Source organism: Paenibacillus sp. GXUN7292 (assembly GCF_050864975.1).
Classification (GTDB): Bacteria; Bacillota; Bacilli; order Paenibacillales; family Paenibacillaceae; genus Pristimantibacillus.
In genome coordinates this window covers 89,851-104,750 of the sequence record NZ_JBOZWO010000005.1, presented here as the reverse complement: position 1 = coordinate 104,750, position 14,900 = coordinate 89,851, and the positions used below count along the sequence as shown (strand labels likewise).

At 45.2% G+C, this 14,900-nt stretch carries 13 protein-coding genes; 1 reads left to right on the top strand and 12 read right to left on the bottom strand.

Annotated elements, in window-relative coordinates:
• Window positions 1-5 precede the first annotated feature (5 nt).
• From hrcA to gpr, 7 genes are all read right to left on the bottom strand, one after another.
• Window positions 6-1,034: a heat-inducible transcriptional repressor HrcA gene (hrcA, locus tag ACRRU2_RS06815; protein ID WP_331701067.1), complete on the bottom strand. Its 1,029-nt coding sequence runs from the start codon at window positions 1,032-1,034 to the stop codon at window positions 6-8.
• 176 nt (window positions 1,035-1,210) lie between these two features.
• Complete coding sequence (locus tag ACRRU2_RS06810; protein ID WP_331701068.1) at window positions 1,211-1,681, bottom strand: N-acetyltransferase; 471 nt, start codon at window positions 1,679-1,681, stop codon at window positions 1,211-1,213.
• Between the two features lie 104 nt (window positions 1,682-1,785).
• Window positions 1,786-2,949: a radical SAM family heme chaperone HemW gene (hemW, locus tag ACRRU2_RS06805; RefSeq protein ID WP_331701105.1), complete on the bottom strand. Its 1,164-nt coding sequence runs from the start codon at window positions 2,947-2,949 to the stop codon at window positions 1,786-1,788.
• 139 nt (window positions 2,950-3,088) lie between these two features.
• A complete protein-coding gene (lepA, locus tag ACRRU2_RS06800) occupies window positions 3,089-4,903 on the bottom strand; it encodes a translation elongation factor 4 (RefSeq protein WP_432500507.1) in 1,815 nt (604 codons plus the stop codon).
• Window positions 4,904-4,978: 75 nt separating this feature from the next.
• Window positions 4,979-5,434 (bottom strand): hypothetical protein, encoded by a 456-nt coding sequence (locus ACRRU2_RS06795; RefSeq protein WP_331701070.1) that lies wholly within the window; start codon window positions 5,432-5,434, stop codon window positions 4,979-4,981.
• A 5-nt stretch (window positions 5,435-5,439) separates the two neighbouring features.
• Window positions 5,440-6,657, bottom strand: coding sequence for a stage II sporulation protein P (gene spoIIP, locus ACRRU2_RS06790; RefSeq protein ID WP_331701071.1), 1,218 nt, complete (start codon window positions 6,655-6,657; stop codon window positions 5,440-5,442).
• Between the two features lie 290 nt (window positions 6,658-6,947).
• Window positions 6,948-7,958, bottom strand: coding sequence for a GPR endopeptidase (gene gpr / locus ACRRU2_RS06785; protein WP_331701072.1), 1,011 nt, complete (start codon window positions 7,956-7,958; stop codon window positions 6,948-6,950).
• Between the two features lie 168 nt (window positions 7,959-8,126).
• On the opposite strand from gpr, the gene rpsT reads away from it, so the two are divergent.
• The gene (rpsT, locus tag ACRRU2_RS06780) at window positions 8,127-8,399 is read left to right on the top strand and encodes a 30S ribosomal protein S20 (protein WP_331701073.1); all 273 of its coding nucleotides are present in this window, start codon (window positions 8,127-8,129) and stop codon (window positions 8,397-8,399) included.
• A gap of 69 nt (window positions 8,400-8,468) precedes the next feature.
• Here rpsT and holA read toward each other — a convergent pair whose 3' ends face one another.
• The 5 genes from holA to ACRRU2_RS06755 form a co-directional block, all read right to left on the bottom strand.
• The gene (gene holA / locus ACRRU2_RS06775; protein ID WP_331701074.1) at window positions 8,469-9,518 is read right to left on the bottom strand and encodes a DNA polymerase III subunit delta; all 1,050 of its coding nucleotides are present in this window, start codon (window positions 9,516-9,518) and stop codon (window positions 8,469-8,471) included.
• A gap of 207 nt (window positions 9,519-9,725) precedes the next feature.
• Window positions 9,726-10,715 carry an anti-sigma factor gene (locus ACRRU2_RS06770; protein ID WP_331701075.1) on the bottom strand — a complete coding sequence of 330 codons (990 nt, stop codon included), beginning with the start codon at window positions 10,713-10,715 and terminating at the stop codon, window positions 9,726-9,728.
• Entirely contained in the window at window positions 10,712-11,260 is a 549-nt protein-coding gene (locus ACRRU2_RS06765; RefSeq protein ID WP_331701076.1) for an RNA polymerase sigma factor, read from the bottom strand. Before ACRRU2_RS06765 ends, ACRRU2_RS06770 begins: the two co-directional genes overlap by 4 nt.
• 292 nt (window positions 11,261-11,552) lie before the next feature.
• A complete protein-coding gene (locus tag ACRRU2_RS06760) occupies window positions 11,553-14,117 on the bottom strand; it encodes a DNA internalization-related competence protein ComEC/Rec2 (protein WP_331701077.1) in 2,565 nt (854 codons plus the stop codon).
• Window positions 14,118-14,364: 247 nt separating this feature from the next.
• A complete protein-coding gene (locus ACRRU2_RS06755) occupies window positions 14,365-14,895 on the bottom strand; it encodes a deoxycytidylate deaminase (protein ID WP_331701079.1) in 531 nt (176 codons plus the stop codon).
• Window positions 14,896-14,900 lie beyond the last annotated feature (5 nt).

Below are 14,900 nucleotides of genomic sequence, written 5' to 3'. Positions count from 1 at the left end.
TTACTTTACTTATACCAACGTCCTAGACGAATCGCCATATCTTTCGATAAAAAGTCAATTAAACCAATTACCTTGCCATATTCCATTCGAGTAGGACCTAAAATGCCAATTGTCCCTAACGCTTGACCATCTATAGCATAAGTTGCCGTTATCAAGCTGCAGTCGGTAATTGCCTTATGGTCGTTTTCAGAGCCGATTCGAACCTGAATGCCTGCAGGCAAATCTGTGAACATCTTTAAAATAGTCGGTGTTTCATCGAGCAAATCAAGTATTGTCTTAACCTTATCCACGTCTTTGAACTCTGGCTGAGTAAGCATATTCGTCGTTCCGCTAAGGAAAATTCGATTCTCATCCTCCTCGCTGGCCAATGCCTGCTCAAGCACGATCAGCAGCTGCTCATAATGATCCGTATACCGCTCAAGCTCACGCCCTACCTCACTGTACAGCCTTGATTTCAGCTTAATGATCGGAACGCCAACCAGCTTGGTATTCAATATATTGACTACCTTTTCCATATCGCTCATCGACAAACCGGCAGGAAGCGTAATCGTACGATTCTCTACATGGCCTGTATTGGTTACGATAATAGCAACAGCAGAGGATGCGTCCAGCGGCACGATGCCAAAATGCTTGAGTGACGTGCTTATCGTCTCCGGTCCAAGCAAAATGGACGTGTAATTCGTCAAGTTAGACAATATCATGGCGGCATGCTGAATAACCTGCTCGATTTGAAGCTTTTGATCCGTCACGAGCGTACGCATCAAAGCCAGATCCTTTTCCCCAATTTCATTAATGTGTATTAAATGATCAACATAATACCGATAGCCTTTAGTAGACGGCACGCGACCGGCAGAGGTATGAGGCTGCTCCAAAAAGCCAAGCTCCTCCAAATCTGCCATCTCATTGCGAATTGTTGCAGGGCTGAAACCGATATCTCCGCGCTTGGAAATACTTCTTGATCCGACAGGCTCTGCCGTACGAATATAGTCATCGACAATAGCATTCAATATCATGCGTTGCCGCTCAGTCAGCATATTTCATCCCTCCAATTCATGATGTGGCCGATCTTACTTTTTCTATCGTTAGCACTCAATTCAGTCGAGTGCTAATCACTAATACAAAAATACCAAACCAGCTTAACCGTTGTCAAGTCAGTTCGGTATTTTTTGGACCAATTTGGCATTGATAACATGTTTAGATGAAAGGATTATTAAAAGAGCTTTTTCATAACAGCGATCTCATCACAGGCAAAGCGCTTCGGACAAACGACACAGTCCGTCCATACCTTCTCAGGAAATATTTCTTTATCGACAACGGTAAAGCCATTCCGCTCAAAAAAGGGAACAGCGTACGTCAGCGCCATAATTTTGCTTATTTTACGCTCCTTCGCTTGCGCGATCAGCTGATCGACCAATTTACTGCCTATGCCCAATCCTTTATACTCCTCGCTCATGCCAAGCGATCTGATTTCTACCAAATCCTGACCTAGCAATGTCAGCGAGCCGCAGCCGACAACCTTATGGTTTAGCTCTGCAACTACGAACGAATCAATAGATGCAGCGAGCGCTTCACGCGTTCGCGGCAGCATAATGCCTTGATCTGCATAATCCTGTATTAATAGATATAATGCCTCAACATCGTCCAGCGTAGCTTGACGGCAAATTACATCCTCGGTTTGCATCGCTGCCTCACCTCCACTCGGTTTTTATATTATGAATAAATATACAACAACACGAATTATTTCTCAATAACTATTTGTCCTGTCTCATCGAAGTTTTTGATCTGCTAATTATTAAGCAAAAAAGCGCCGAACACTTCGTTGCCAAGCAGAACACCGCGATTCGTTAAGCGGTAAATAACATCATTCTGCCGCTCCAGCTTCTCAATCAGCTGTGCGTCCAACAGATTCGCCAGCGGCTCAGCAAACTTTTCTTCCAGTGTGAAGGAAGGGAACTGTTTAGCGAAGTCAGATATTTTGACACCGCAGAGCAGCCTTAAGCCAACCATCATAAAATCCTCCATCGCTTCCTCTTCCGACACTTCAAGCTGCTCTAATCTAGGCAGTCCAGCATTAGCTGCATCAATATAAGGCTGCACGCCTTTAATATTGACATGCCTTATTCTCTGCGAATAACCATGCGCGCCAGCACCAAGCCCATAGTAAGGCTCGTTGCGCCAGTAGGTGGAATTATGCTTTCCTTCGTAGCCCGGCTTAGCAAAATTGCTTATTTCGTAATGGCTGTAGCCATTAGCCTTTAAGCGCTCCATCAGCAAGAGAAACATATTCAGCTCCTCCTCCTCTGATGGAAGAGGCAGCTCATTACGAGCATACAGATGGTGGAACAGCGTGTTTTCCTCCACCTTCAAGCTGTAGAGCGAATAATGCGGCAATTGCAGCTGCAGCGCTTTTTCAACACTGTCTGAAAGCTGCTCCAGCGTCTGGCCGGGCAATCCGAACATAAGATCAATCGATAAATTGCTGAAGCCCACTTGGCGTGCGTTTGCAATGCTGTTATAAACGTCGTCTACGTTATGAATTCGGCCAATCCGCTCGAGCAAGCCGTTGTCAAAGGATTGAACGCCGAAGCTGATCCGGTTAACGCCTCCATGATACATAACGGCAAGCTTATCCAAATCAGTTGTGCCGGGGTTTGCCTCCATCGTAAACTCCACATTTTTGGCTAACGGAAAATGTGTATTCACCGCTTTAAGAAATCGTTCCATCTGAGGCGGCGTAAGTACGGTCGGCGTGCCGCCGCCGACGAACACAGTATCGATTTCAGTCGGCGGCTGCATTTTAGCAGTTTGAATCATTTCCTGCTCGAGCGCGTCCAAATAGTGATCGACCGGCTGGCCTCTAAGCACATAGGAGGTAAAATCACAGTAATGGCATTTATTCGTGCAGAAAGGGATATGAATATAAAGCGCTCTTGGTGCCTTATGAAGCATTGTATTCAACCTTATCCCTCCTTGTCATTTTAAATAATCTTGCTGCAGGCCGAGCCGGCAGGCAGCAATTCAAGAAAAATAAGAGAGAGCGGCGCTCTCTCTTATCGTCGTTCGTAACTTGTGCTATTTATGCTTGAAGCTATTCGTCGATTTTTAGAACAGCCATAAATGCCTCTTGCGGCACCTCTACGTTGCCGACCTGCTTCATTCGTTTCTTGCCTTCCTTCTGCTTCTCCAGAAGCTTTCTCTTACGGCTGATATCACCGCCGTAGCACTTGGCAAGAACGTTTTTGCGCATCGCTTTGACTGTTTCTCTAGCTATAACCTTATGGCCGATTGCTGCTTGAATCGGCACCTCAAACATTTGGCGAGGAATAAGCTCACGCAGCTTTTCGCAAATTTGACGGCCGCGTTGATAGGCACGATCACGGTGTACGATAACAGACAAAGCGTCAACTGCTTCGTTATTTAAATTAATGTCCATTTTGACCAGATTGGAACGGCGGTAGCCCGACAGCTCATAATCAAAGGAAGCATAGCCCTTCGTGCTTGATTTAAGCATATCAAAGAAATCATATACAATCTCGGACAATGGCAGCTCATAATGGACGGTAACGCGATTAGTATCCAAATATTCCATATTGGAAAACTCTCCGCGTTTGTTTTGGCAAAGCTCCATAATGGCGCCTACAAAATCATTCGGCACAATAATGCTTGCCTTTACATACGGCTCCTCCACATAATCAAGCTTGCCCGATTCAGGATAATTAGATGGGTTGTCTATATTGATAACCTCGCCGCTAGTAAGCGCAACCTTATAAATAACACTTGGCGCAGTAGTAATCAATGGAATATTGAATTCTCTTTCGATGCGCTCTTTAATAATCTCCATATGAAGCAAGCCCAGGAAGCCGCACCGGAAACCGAAGCCGAGCGCTGTAGACGACTCGGGCTCATAGCTTAGAGATGCATCGTTCAATTCCAGCTTCTCAAGCGCTTCGCGCAAATCATTGTAATCCTGCGTATCGATCGGATACAGGCCGCAGAATACCATTGGATTAATGCGTCTATAGCCTGGTAATTGCTCGGCAGCAGGACGCTTAACTTCAGTAATTGTATCCCCGACGCGCGTATCCTTTACATTTTTAATACCCGCGACAACGAAGCCTACATCACCTACGACAAGCTCATCTATGATAGCCATGCGCGGCATAAATGCGCCGACCTCCAGCACCTCGAACTCCGCGCCAGTGGCCATAAAGCGAATTTTGCTGCCCGGACGGATACTGCCGTCAACGATACGCACATACACTATGACGCCTTTGTATGGGTCATAGTGAGAGTCAAAAATAAGAGCTTTAAGGGGCGCATCCGGATCGCCTTCAGGCGGCGGAACTTTAGTCACGACCTGCTCAATAATTTCTTTAATCCCTATTCCGGCCTTCGCGGATGCGTGAACGGCATCGCTTGCATCCAGCCCGATAATATCTTCGATTTCCTGCTTTACACGATCCGGTTCAGCGCTAGGCAAATCGATTTTATTCAATACAGGCAATATTTCTAAATTGTTATCAAGTGCCAGATACACATTTGCCAGCGTCTGTGCTTCAATGCCCTGCGCAGCATCGACTACCAGCAAAGCACCCTCGCAAGCTGCCATGCTTCGCGATACTTCATATGTAAAGTCGACATGGCCCGGCGTATCGATTAAATTAAGAATATATTGCTCGCCATCATCAGCGCGATAAGTTAACCGCACAGCATGCAGCTTAATCGTAATTCCCCGTTCTCTTTCCAAATCCATCTGGTCAAGTACTTGCGCTTGCATCTCCCTTGATGACAAAGCGCCAGTAAATTCAAGAATCCGATCCGCAAGCGTGGATTTACCGTGGTCGATATGCGCAATAATGGAAAAATTTCTAATTTTCTTTTGTCGGTCACGAACGTCGATCATGCCAAACCTCCACACTACCAATAATTCTAATCATTCTAACAGTATAACAATAAGATCGACGATCAGCAATGGAGTTTACTTAAACAATCCTTCAAACATTGAAACTACAAATTTAATGCCGCCGCTCGACGCCGACTCCAGCATGCCCGAGGCAGAATCTGCAAATTTATTGACTGCTGAGCTGCTGCCATTGCCGCCGCCGGGCAGATCGCTCCATAGCTCGTTATACTGCTCTTCATACTTTTTCTCCAACGAAGCAAGCTTTCGTATTTCCTCGAGCTCTTTTTCCAGCTGGGCGATTTTACGCTCGGTTGCCGTTTTCGGCAGCCATTGCTCCATTTCCTGCTCCCCGTCACGTACATTTGAGCCCGGCTCGGCAGAGGCTGGAGGCTTCAGCTCATTTTGACTCAGCTGTGATTGCAGCGGCCCATGAATCCGTTCAATTCCTGCGGTCGACATTTCAATGCCGTACAATATAATAAAGGTCAGCGCACCGCCTAACAGCGCCCACTTCCACGCTTTTTTTCTCATTGTGATCATTCCTTTCCAGATACCTTCTCATCCGCCCAATAAATATTGGAGATTACTTCAGCAAGCGCATCTGCCGTTCTGTATGATTCCTCCAGCGTATTTTCCACTCCGCCAATTTCAACAAGCACATTCCCATCCGCCAGAGACTGATTATATTCCGCATTTCCGTTAGCGGCTGTTTTGCCCCAAATGCCTCTTGAGATGCCCGGGTATTTCTTTTCAAGCGCTTCATGAATTTGCGTAGCAAAGGCTTCGTTTTTCTTCCAGTTAGGATTTTTATGACCAATGATAAAATAAACCTGCGCGTAGCTTTTGCCATCAATATCAACCGTTGTATATTTTCTTTTTTGTGAATCACGATGAATATCAAAAAAGTAAACGAGCTCCTTGCTGCTTGCTATAGCTTCCTTTACTGTCTTCATAGAATATTTGTAGGATAGCTCCCAACGATAGTCTTTAATAGCTGTCGGATAATCCATATTAGAGTGCATTGCGCCGATACCCTTTTCCTCTAGCTGTTCTGCCAGCCGTTTGCCGACAAGCGTAATATTTTTCGTTTTCGAGTTAGGATCCTTCACTTTCTCATCCAGCTCCGGATACCATGATTCGCGATTATGCGAATGATAGATAAAAACTTTTTTGGCTCCATTCGTTGTCGCCGTTTTGCCGCCCTGCTCTTCCTTCCCCGCCCCTGCCTCGCCGCTGTTATCCTTTGAACTGGAAACATCTTCTCCTTTGCCTGTTTCCTCTTCCAAAGGAATAGAAGGATCGTAAGCGATTGGCGTATAATCCTGCGGACCGATCGAAGCATCTGTGCCCGAGCCTTTGCGCATCAAAAAATACTCATTGTCCCGCATGCCCGGCAATTCACTGGCCAGTACACTGCGCGGATCTTCAAGGTTAATATCAGTAAGCGCGCGCATTAAAAACAAGCTGATTTGCTTGCTGTTTAATGTCTCGGATTCAAGGCTGCTATGAAAGCCCGGCACTTCCATCTCTAGCATATCCCCAAATATACCGCCCGATACTGTAGCTGCAAGCTGCCGCATCGAATATATGGGCGATTTAGCATAATGCTGATGAGCGACCCCAGCGATTCCTATTAAAATAAAGAACAGCATACTGCATATCGATAGCATCGAAAACGCTCTGGCGCTCGTCAGTAGCCTTCTTGTCCTCAAGCTAGTTTTTTCCCAGTGGCTCAGCCTTATCGTTTTCAACATATCGTTTACCTCCGCTAGTATGTAATCAAATTACTATTAATTTATGTACTAGCAGCATTTCATAGAACCGATTGAGAGAAAGAACTATTTCTATTTATATCATTTGTCAGATTGATAGATTTGAAGGTGAAACTTACACTCTCCAATGTTCAAGGATAAACGGCTCCGCTGTCCTTTGGACAGGCGCGTTTACGGATGAAATATAAGAACAGATATAAGGTTGAAAACTTATACTTTCTTTTATTTCAAAAAAATGCCTTGAGCGGCGCTCAAGGCATTTTAAATACTATTTAATGTGTATAAGCGGCCACATTATCATTATCGATCGCTTCATGCAATGCTGCATTAAGCCCGCTCGCAATAATATTAGCTATATCCTCGATAAACTGGTCGACTTCCTTCGGCGTAACAAGCAAATCATGGCCAAGCGGATTTAACACTTCTTTTACAAGCTGCAGACGCTCATGCTCGGGAATTTGATTTAAGACGCCGAGAATATGATTGGAATCTCCGTTATTGCCATCCAAATGATTGCGCAGCATATCAAATGTGTTATTGACAATTGTGGAAGCATATACGACGGTCGGCACGCCAATCGCAATAACAGGAACGCCCAAAATTTCCTTCGTCAGCCCCTTTCGCTTATTGCCGATGCCTGAGCCGGGATGAACGCCAATGTCAGCTATTTGAATGGTGGTATTGACCCTTTCCAGCGCTCTGGAGGCAAGTGCATCTATCGCTATAATGACATCAGGCTTGGACCGGTCTACAATACCTTGTACAATTTCACTTGATTCTATGCCGGTTGTACCGAGTACGCCGGGGGCTATCGCACTTACTGAACGGTAGCCCGGTGAGATTTGATCAGGCATCAATTCAAATAAATGGCGTGTAACCATTACATTCTCAACGACGAGCGGACCAAGCGCATCCGGTGTTACATTCCAATTGCCCAACCCCACAATTAACACTCTTGACATTTTTCCGATTTGCAGACGTTCCAAAAACTCTGCAAAATTTTTGGCGAATTGAGTGGCTACTCTATCTTGCAAATCAGAATCATGGCCACGCAAGCCGGGCACCTCTATTGTAATGTAGCGTCCAACCATTTTGCCAATGGCGCTCGCCCCTTGTTCATTCTGAACCTCGAGATGCGTAATCATTATCCCCTCATCTTCTATTGTTTCAGATGCAACGCCGGGAATTCCCGCTCCTGCCGCTGCGCCTTCTGCTATTTCCCTTGCCTCCAGCGCCAAATCCGTTCGCACACTATATTTTTTCAAATCGAGTTCATCGTTCATAAATACAATCCCCTTTCTTAGTTCTAAAGGTATTATTTGCAAGCGATTCGATTTCATGCAAGGCAGATGCTATTGCATTTTAGCCTAGCGCATGATAGTATATTTTAAGTTGTGTAGTATACAGAAAAACTACGTGCACTTCTTTGAACAGTTTAGGAGGTGAATTCCATGCCAAACATTAAATCCGCTATTAAACGTGTTAAAACTAATGAAAAGCGTCGTGCTTTGAATGCTTCACAAAAATCTGCACTTCGTTCGGCCGTTAAAGTTGCTGACCAAGCACTCGTTGGCACTGATGTAGAAGCTGCTAAAGCAGCTCTAGTTACAGCAACGAAAAAATTGGATAAAGCAGTAACTAAAGGCTTGATTCATAAAAATGCGGCTTCCCGCAAAAAATCGCGTCTAGCTAAGAAACTAAACGCTCTAGCTTCTCAAGCTTAATAAACAAACTAACGGCTGCACCTTTTGGTGCAGCCGTTTTAGGTAAATTTGATTGGATGCAGAATCATATTAAGCTTTGCTGCCAGCTTCCTGCTCGGTATGCAGGGATAGCAAAAACAGCTCTACTCCAAGCGCTTTATCAATCAAGCCTGTTTTCATTTTATAGTCCAGTTCGGCTAGCGAAGCAAGGATGCCTGCAAGCCGGTCGATCGTAAATTTCCGGCCTTTCTCAGATGCCAGCTTGACAGCGTAAGGGTGCTGCCCGATCTGTCCAGCCATTTGCTGCGGCGAATAATGATGCTTTTCCAGCTCTTTGATTTGCAGCATCATTCGAATTTGCCTGACGATTAAAGCGACAATTTTGATCGGCTCCTCACGTCTAACCAATAAATTGCGATAAAGCCGCAGCGCATTTTCGATGCGCAGCTCTGCAATTGCATCAACGAGTGCAAATACATCCTCCTCAATCGTGACACTTGTCAGCATACCGACCGTTTCTTCATCAATGGCCCCCTCAGAGCCTGCATGCAGACATAGCTTGTCCACTTCCTGTGACAATTGCTGCATATTATTTCCTACTCGAGCTTGCAGCAGCTCAGCTGCCTGCTCCGTCATGCTTCTTCCTTGCTCCTGCGCTCTTTTTATAATCCATTGCTTCATTTGTGCGCCGTCGAGCTCATAAAAAGGAATAACGGATTGACGTTCCTTCAATAGCTTCACCAGCTTACGCCGTTCATCAAGCTTTTCTGCTTGCACGACAAATACAATAACCGAGCTTTCAAGCGGCTGCTCCAAATATCGCAGCATGCTATCCGGGCGATGCTCAATTTTACTTCCTTCCTTGCCGCTGCCTCCAGTCAAAACAACAGCGTCACGCACGACAATCAGTTTGCGCTCTAATAAAAACGGCAGTGACTCCGCTTCAAGCACGATGTCCTCAAGTGGGGTTTCCGCTGTATCAAATTTGACAATGCCCATTTCACGCTCCTCTGTTTGAAACATAGCGTTCGATATGTAATCAACAAACTGAGCCATTCGATAGCGATCTTGACCTACCAGAACATAAATCGGCCTATATTTTCCTGCCTTAATTTCCTTAATTGCACCGCTTATATCCATTCCTGCATGCCCCCTTGACAAAACCAATCTGAACACCAACAAAGGGATGAGCTGTATGAAGCCGCATCCCTTCGTCTCTATATAAACATCTCAATTACGGCCCATGGTACCGTCCTTGAGAATGGTCATAGACGTCTTGCAACGTCGATGACACTTCCTATATCCTTATTATACGCGCCAAATGTCTCGATGTGCACACTATTTATGCTAAGATTTGGCCCGACGTTCTTCAAGCTGATCAAGATCGATGACGTACTTAATAATCGCGCCCTGCTCCAAATGCACTTCGTAGGTAAGAGACTTGCTGTCCTCAGACCAGACAAAATTCATTAGCTTTCCATTTTTGCGGTCTGTTTGCATAATAACATATTCTTTGTTTGCCGTCTCCACCACTACACTGTAATTAAGAACAGAAGCAATAAATTGTTCATTGGGCGACAAGGAGCTTTCATTGCCTGGTAAATCATCTACATGCTGCTGCATGCCCAGTCCGGTTATTAAAGATTCTTCTTCCGGTTCATTAGCACCCTCTACCGCTGGCGCCCCTGTCCCATTTTCGTTGACGAATCGCTTTGAAGAATCAGCAGAGCTACTTTGTTCACCAGCTTCTTCCTTGCCTATATCTTCTTTGGTTTTGACGAATAAATCCTCTTTGCTAATATCAAACTCTCCCAAATACGATTCCGTGCCCACTTTGCCGGCTTTGGATTCCCCTGGCGAATTGGACGCAGTAAATGGCGCAGCTAGAGGTTGCTCAGATTGCGCCGTATTTGCCAAATTAGCAGCAATCGGCATCGAATTTTCTTTATTCAAATGGCCTCCGGACGGATATGTCGCAATAAATATGCCGCATACAGCGGCTGCCGCAACAACTCCGCTAAAAGCTTTCCATGAAAACTTGCTGCGTTTCGGTTTAATCGGTACTACTTCGTTCTTGTCGCTTATTGGCGGTACGGACTCTTGCTGCTTCAAGCTATCCAATCGATCAAGCTCTGGCATGATCGCATCTACCAGGCTGTAACGCGGTGTTACTTTAGGCAAGCTGGTTAGTTCTAAAGAGACAAGCTTGAGCAATTCAAGCTTCTCTGTGCAGTCCGGACACTGTCTAGAATGTGCAGTCCATAGTTCACGTTCGGCTTCGCTAAGCTCTTCATCCAGTTGTCGCTGCATCAATTCCATCACCTCATGACAATTCATCCCCGGACACCACCTCTCTCATATTCGTGAAGTAAGCCTTGCAGCTGCTGCCTGGCTCGAAATAAGTAGGATTTCACAGTATTTAGCGGCAAATCAAGCGAATCAGCTATTTCCTTGTACGAAAAATCCTGCAAATAGCGCAGCACAACTACGGTGCGATGATGCTCAGGCAGCTGATTGATAGCATCTCGAATGTCCTGAACTGCATATGCCGACATTACCGTTTCTTCAACATTTTGTTTTTCATGAAAGACAAGATCATGCTCATCAATGGAGACAGTTGGTTTTGTTCTACGAAATTTATCAATGCAAATATTGGTTACAATTCTTTGTACCCAAGTTTTAAATTGCGCTTTCTCCTCATAAGACTCTATCTTTGTATAGATTCGAATAAGCGCTTCTTGCGCTGCATCCAGAGCATCCTGTTCATTATTTAATATATAATAGGCTGTCCGATATACATGCGTTTCAATCTCTCGCAATAGAGTTATCAAAGCGTCTCTGTCGCCAGACTGAGCTGCTTTAATAAGATCCGGCTCCACCACTAAGGATCCTCCCCTCCTGCAACCTCTTTGACGGAATTGAATTATGAAAGGTTGCAACATTTTAAAAATATACTTTATTTTTTTTAGCATCGAATCGATTTCATAATTCGCTTATGGCAATAAACGACATTATGAAACGGATTCCATCACATATTATTGTAAACGGTAAAGTTTAATTATCTCTTAAGATTGCAGGAAAAGCTAAAATAAAATCAATTTCATGCATACAATTACTGATTAGTTACATACTCAAGAATAACAAAATTAATGCTTCTCGTATATAGAGCGCATGTCAATTCAGAATGAACAATTGCCGCCTTGTTGCTTTTAGCATAATTTCTCCATCTTTATCCGTCCTCCAAAGCGCAATTCGCCCCTGCTGCAGCCGCTCCAATACATCCGGGTGCGGATGTCCGTAGCTGTTTGTTGCGCTGACCGACACAACTGCAGATATCGGCTTCCAGTAATCGAGCCATTCAGAGCTTGTTGAATATTTGCTGCCATGATGCGCAATCTTCATTACATCAATACGCGGCTTCGCATAATTCGTTCCAAGCATTTGACCTTTTCCTTCCTCCATCCGAGTCAATATTATTTTTTCTGTAGCTGAATTGATATCACCCGTTAACAAAAATTGAAAGTCATATATTTGCAGCAGCAGCACGACGCTAAGCTCATTCTGATCAGCGACAAGCGCGATTTGATGCTGTGAGGCAGAGCGCTCATCCGGCCATAAGAACGTAATCGCAACATCTTTTTCCAATTCATAGCTTATACCGGCTGCGGCTGCATAAAGCGGAATCTGCTTATTGACAGCCTGCTGCATAAGCTGCATCGCATCACCCGACTCTTTTAACGTTTGGTTCCACCAAATCTCTGATACAGGTATATGCTCAAGCACTGCCTGAAGACCTCGTATATGATCGCTGTCCAAATGGGATATAATTACAGCATCCAGCTTTTGAACGCCTCGCTTCATAAGCAGCGGCAGTACAACCTTTTCACCAATCTCAAAAGGCTCTTTGCGGTCCTTCCACCGCTCTCCTTCCTTGCGAAATGATATTAATCCGCCGCCGTCCAGAAGAATATGCCTGCCTGCCGGTGTTTTTATTAAAATAGCATCGCCTTGCCCTACATCCAGAAAACTGATTACAGCCGACTTTTCCCAACGCGGCATCGTATAAGCAGCCCATAGTGAAAAAACTAATAAAATAGAAGCGGCCGTCAATTGGATAACATATTTCTTCGTACGCAGTATCGGCACAGCACTTGAGCCGCGTCTGCGCGATCTTTTCAAGCCTGCAAAATGAATGAAGCTCCTGAATAATACTAAGCATAAGCCATACCAGCAGACTATCCACCAAACTGGCGGCGATGGCCATATTAAAGAAAGATTTAAGGATGAGGCTAAATACTGAATAGCAAAAAAGCTCCAATCGTTTCCATAAGAAGCTAGCGAGGAGATCAAGCTTCCCAGAGGCAAATAGATATAGGAGCATATAAGTGAAATGGTGCCAAGCGGCAATATAATAGAACTGATAAAAGGAACGAATATAAAATTAGCGGCAATCGATAACACATTAAACTGGTTGAAATAATAAATAGTCAGAGGAAAAGAGATTAGCTGCGCTACTAAAGTTACCGAAAATAAATCAAGCAGCATTTTCCCTTTTTTCCAATCCGGCAGCACTGCGCGCAATGCCGGAACGCCAATAATCAATCCAATTGTAACGATAAACGAAAGCTGAAAGCTTACATCATTTATATAATAAGGGTCATGGGCAAGCATGAGGAGAGCAGCTGCTGCGATCAGATGAAGCCCGTCCTTAAGCTTCCCCATACGGGCGGCTGCCAAACCGAGCAGCGCCATTAATCCGGCACGAATGACGGAGGGGGAAGCGCCAGAGAGCAATATATAAACAGGGAGCAGCAGCATCAGCGCAACAATAATTTTCTCTCTTGTCCATCTAAGCAGCTTTAAAGCAGTAGAGACCATATACATGAATACGGCAACATGCAGGCCTGAAATAGCCAGTATATGAGTTAAACCTAAAGCCGAGAACTGCTTGAATTGCGCCGGATCCAGATCCTCGCGAATCCCTAGCACTAACCCTTTCATATAGCCTGCCTGCTCGCCGTTAAACAGCTTGTCCATTTGAGTGCCGAGCTTAGCGCGCGTTTGATCGACGATATGCAACAGCTTGAATTGTAAGGTTTGCGGCCTAGCTATAATATTGATCTGTTCAATTCCATCCATTTTTAGCAGCCAATGTATTCTTTTCCCTTTCAAATAGCTTTTATAATCAAATCCTCCCCTATTGCCAGCTGTTTGCGGCAGCGACAGCTGGCCTGCCAGCTCTACAATAACGCCGCGCTGCAATTGACTGGCGTACTGCTGCTCCTCCTCTTGCTTCAGCTTGATATGAACCATAAAACGTTCTTTTTCTTCCTTGGCAAAGCCGCCGCTCTCTGTATCTGCTTTGATCCAATGGCTATCCACCTGCAATGCAATACGATCGCCATCAGCCAAAGCGGCAGCTGTAACGACGCCTTTGAGCTGAATTGGGACAGTTTGAATTTCATCCGACTGTTCCAAAGCTGCATATTGTTCAGCCAATACAGTAGAATTGTTATAATCGATCCAGTATCTTTGTCCTGCCGCGAGCAAAAAAAGCATGAGGCAAGCGACAGCTAATGAAGCAGTACAGTGCCTCCAATATATCCAAGCGATAAAAAACAGCATCAACGCAGCCGCACAATAAATCAAGCCCCGCATATCCAAATTAGCCGCTGCTGCATTGCCGCCGGCAAAACAGATTGCAATCCAAATAATCGGTCTTTTGCTTCTTTGCTTCATTTCACCCAGCCTTTCTAATAGAAACAAGGATAAACGCCCCGCCGTCCTTCGCTTGAACGAAGGACGCGCATTTAGCGGTCAAGAAAAAACGCTGCGCGTCCTTGGCTAAGGAGGTGCCGTTTCTCGGTGAAATATAGGAACAAGTATAAGGTGAAAACATTTACTTTCCTATATTTGAACAAAAAACCTCTGATTGCATCGAATGACGCAATCAGAGGTTTTTCCTCGGCATAAGCATTTGCTTGCTTTATGTAATTATTGCAGATACGGTCTGCGCAGGCGGCTCGTATTGCTCGAGCTGGCGAATAACGATGTTTTGCTGGCGCATCAGCTCGAACACCTTTTCACTGTCCTTCATATAGCTGCGATGAAAAACAATTTCTACAATGCCGCTGTTAGCCAGCATATTAGCACAGGTCCAGCATGGCTGATCCGTCACATATACGACAGAGCCTTCGCGGTCGGTCCGATCCGTAAAAAGCAGCAAGTTTTGCTCAGCATGAATAGTGCGAATGCAGCGCTGTTTTTTCACTACTTTTTCAACACCGTCTTCAACCTGGATTTCCATCTCCTCAGCGATCATGCAGCCTGCCTCTAAGCAATCCTGCACCCCCATCGGAGCTCCGTTATAAGCGGTGCCAAGCAGCTTCTTGCCCTGAACCAGCACAGCGCCGACATGTCGGCGAGGGCAGCGCGAACGAGTGGAAACCATATAGGCGATATCCATGAAGTACGTGTCCCAATCCTTACGAGCAGAATCATTTGCTACTATTGGCATAGCCG

Coding starts and splice junctions, on each gene's coding strand:
- hrcA (WP_331701067.1), bottom strand. CDS start 1,034: ATGCTGACTGAGCGGCAACGCATGATATTGAATGCTATTGTCGATGAC.
- gpr (WP_331701072.1), bottom strand. CDS start 7,958: ATGAACGATGAACTCGATTTGAAAAAATATAGTGTGCGAACGGATTTG.
- lepA (WP_432500507.1), bottom strand. CDS start 4,903: ATGATCGACGTTCGTGACCGACAAAAGAAAATTAGAAATTTTTCCATT.
- ACRRU2_RS06770 (WP_331701075.1), bottom strand. CDS start 10,715: ATGAATTGTCATGAGGTGATGGAATTGATGCAGCGACAACTGGATGAA.
- hemW (WP_331701105.1), bottom strand. CDS start 2,949: ATGCTTCATAAGGCACCAAGAGCGCTTTATATTCATATCCCTTTCTGC.
- rpsT (WP_331701073.1), top strand. CDS start 8,127: ATGCCAAACATTAAATCCGCTATTAAACGTGTTAAAACTAATGAAAAG.
- spoIIP (WP_331701071.1), bottom strand. CDS start 6,657: ATGTTGAAAACGATAAGGCTGAGCCACTGGGAAAAAACTAGCTTGAGG.
- ACRRU2_RS06760 (WP_331701077.1), bottom strand. CDS start 14,117: ATGAAGCAAAGAAGCAAAAGACCGATTATTTGGATTGCAATCTGTTTT.
- ACRRU2_RS06755 (WP_331701079.1), bottom strand. CDS start 14,895: ATGCCAATAGTAGCAAATGATTCTGCTCGTAAGGATTGGGACACGTAC.
- ACRRU2_RS06810 (WP_331701068.1), bottom strand. CDS start 1,681: ATGCAAACCGAGGATGTAATTTGCCGTCAAGCTACGCTGGACGATGTT.
- ACRRU2_RS06795 (WP_331701070.1), bottom strand. CDS start 5,434: ATGAGAAAAAAAGCGTGGAAGTGGGCGCTGTTAGGCGGTGCGCTGACC.
- holA (WP_331701074.1), bottom strand. CDS start 9,518: ATGGATATAAGCGGTGCAATTAAGGAAATTAAGGCAGGAAAATATAGG.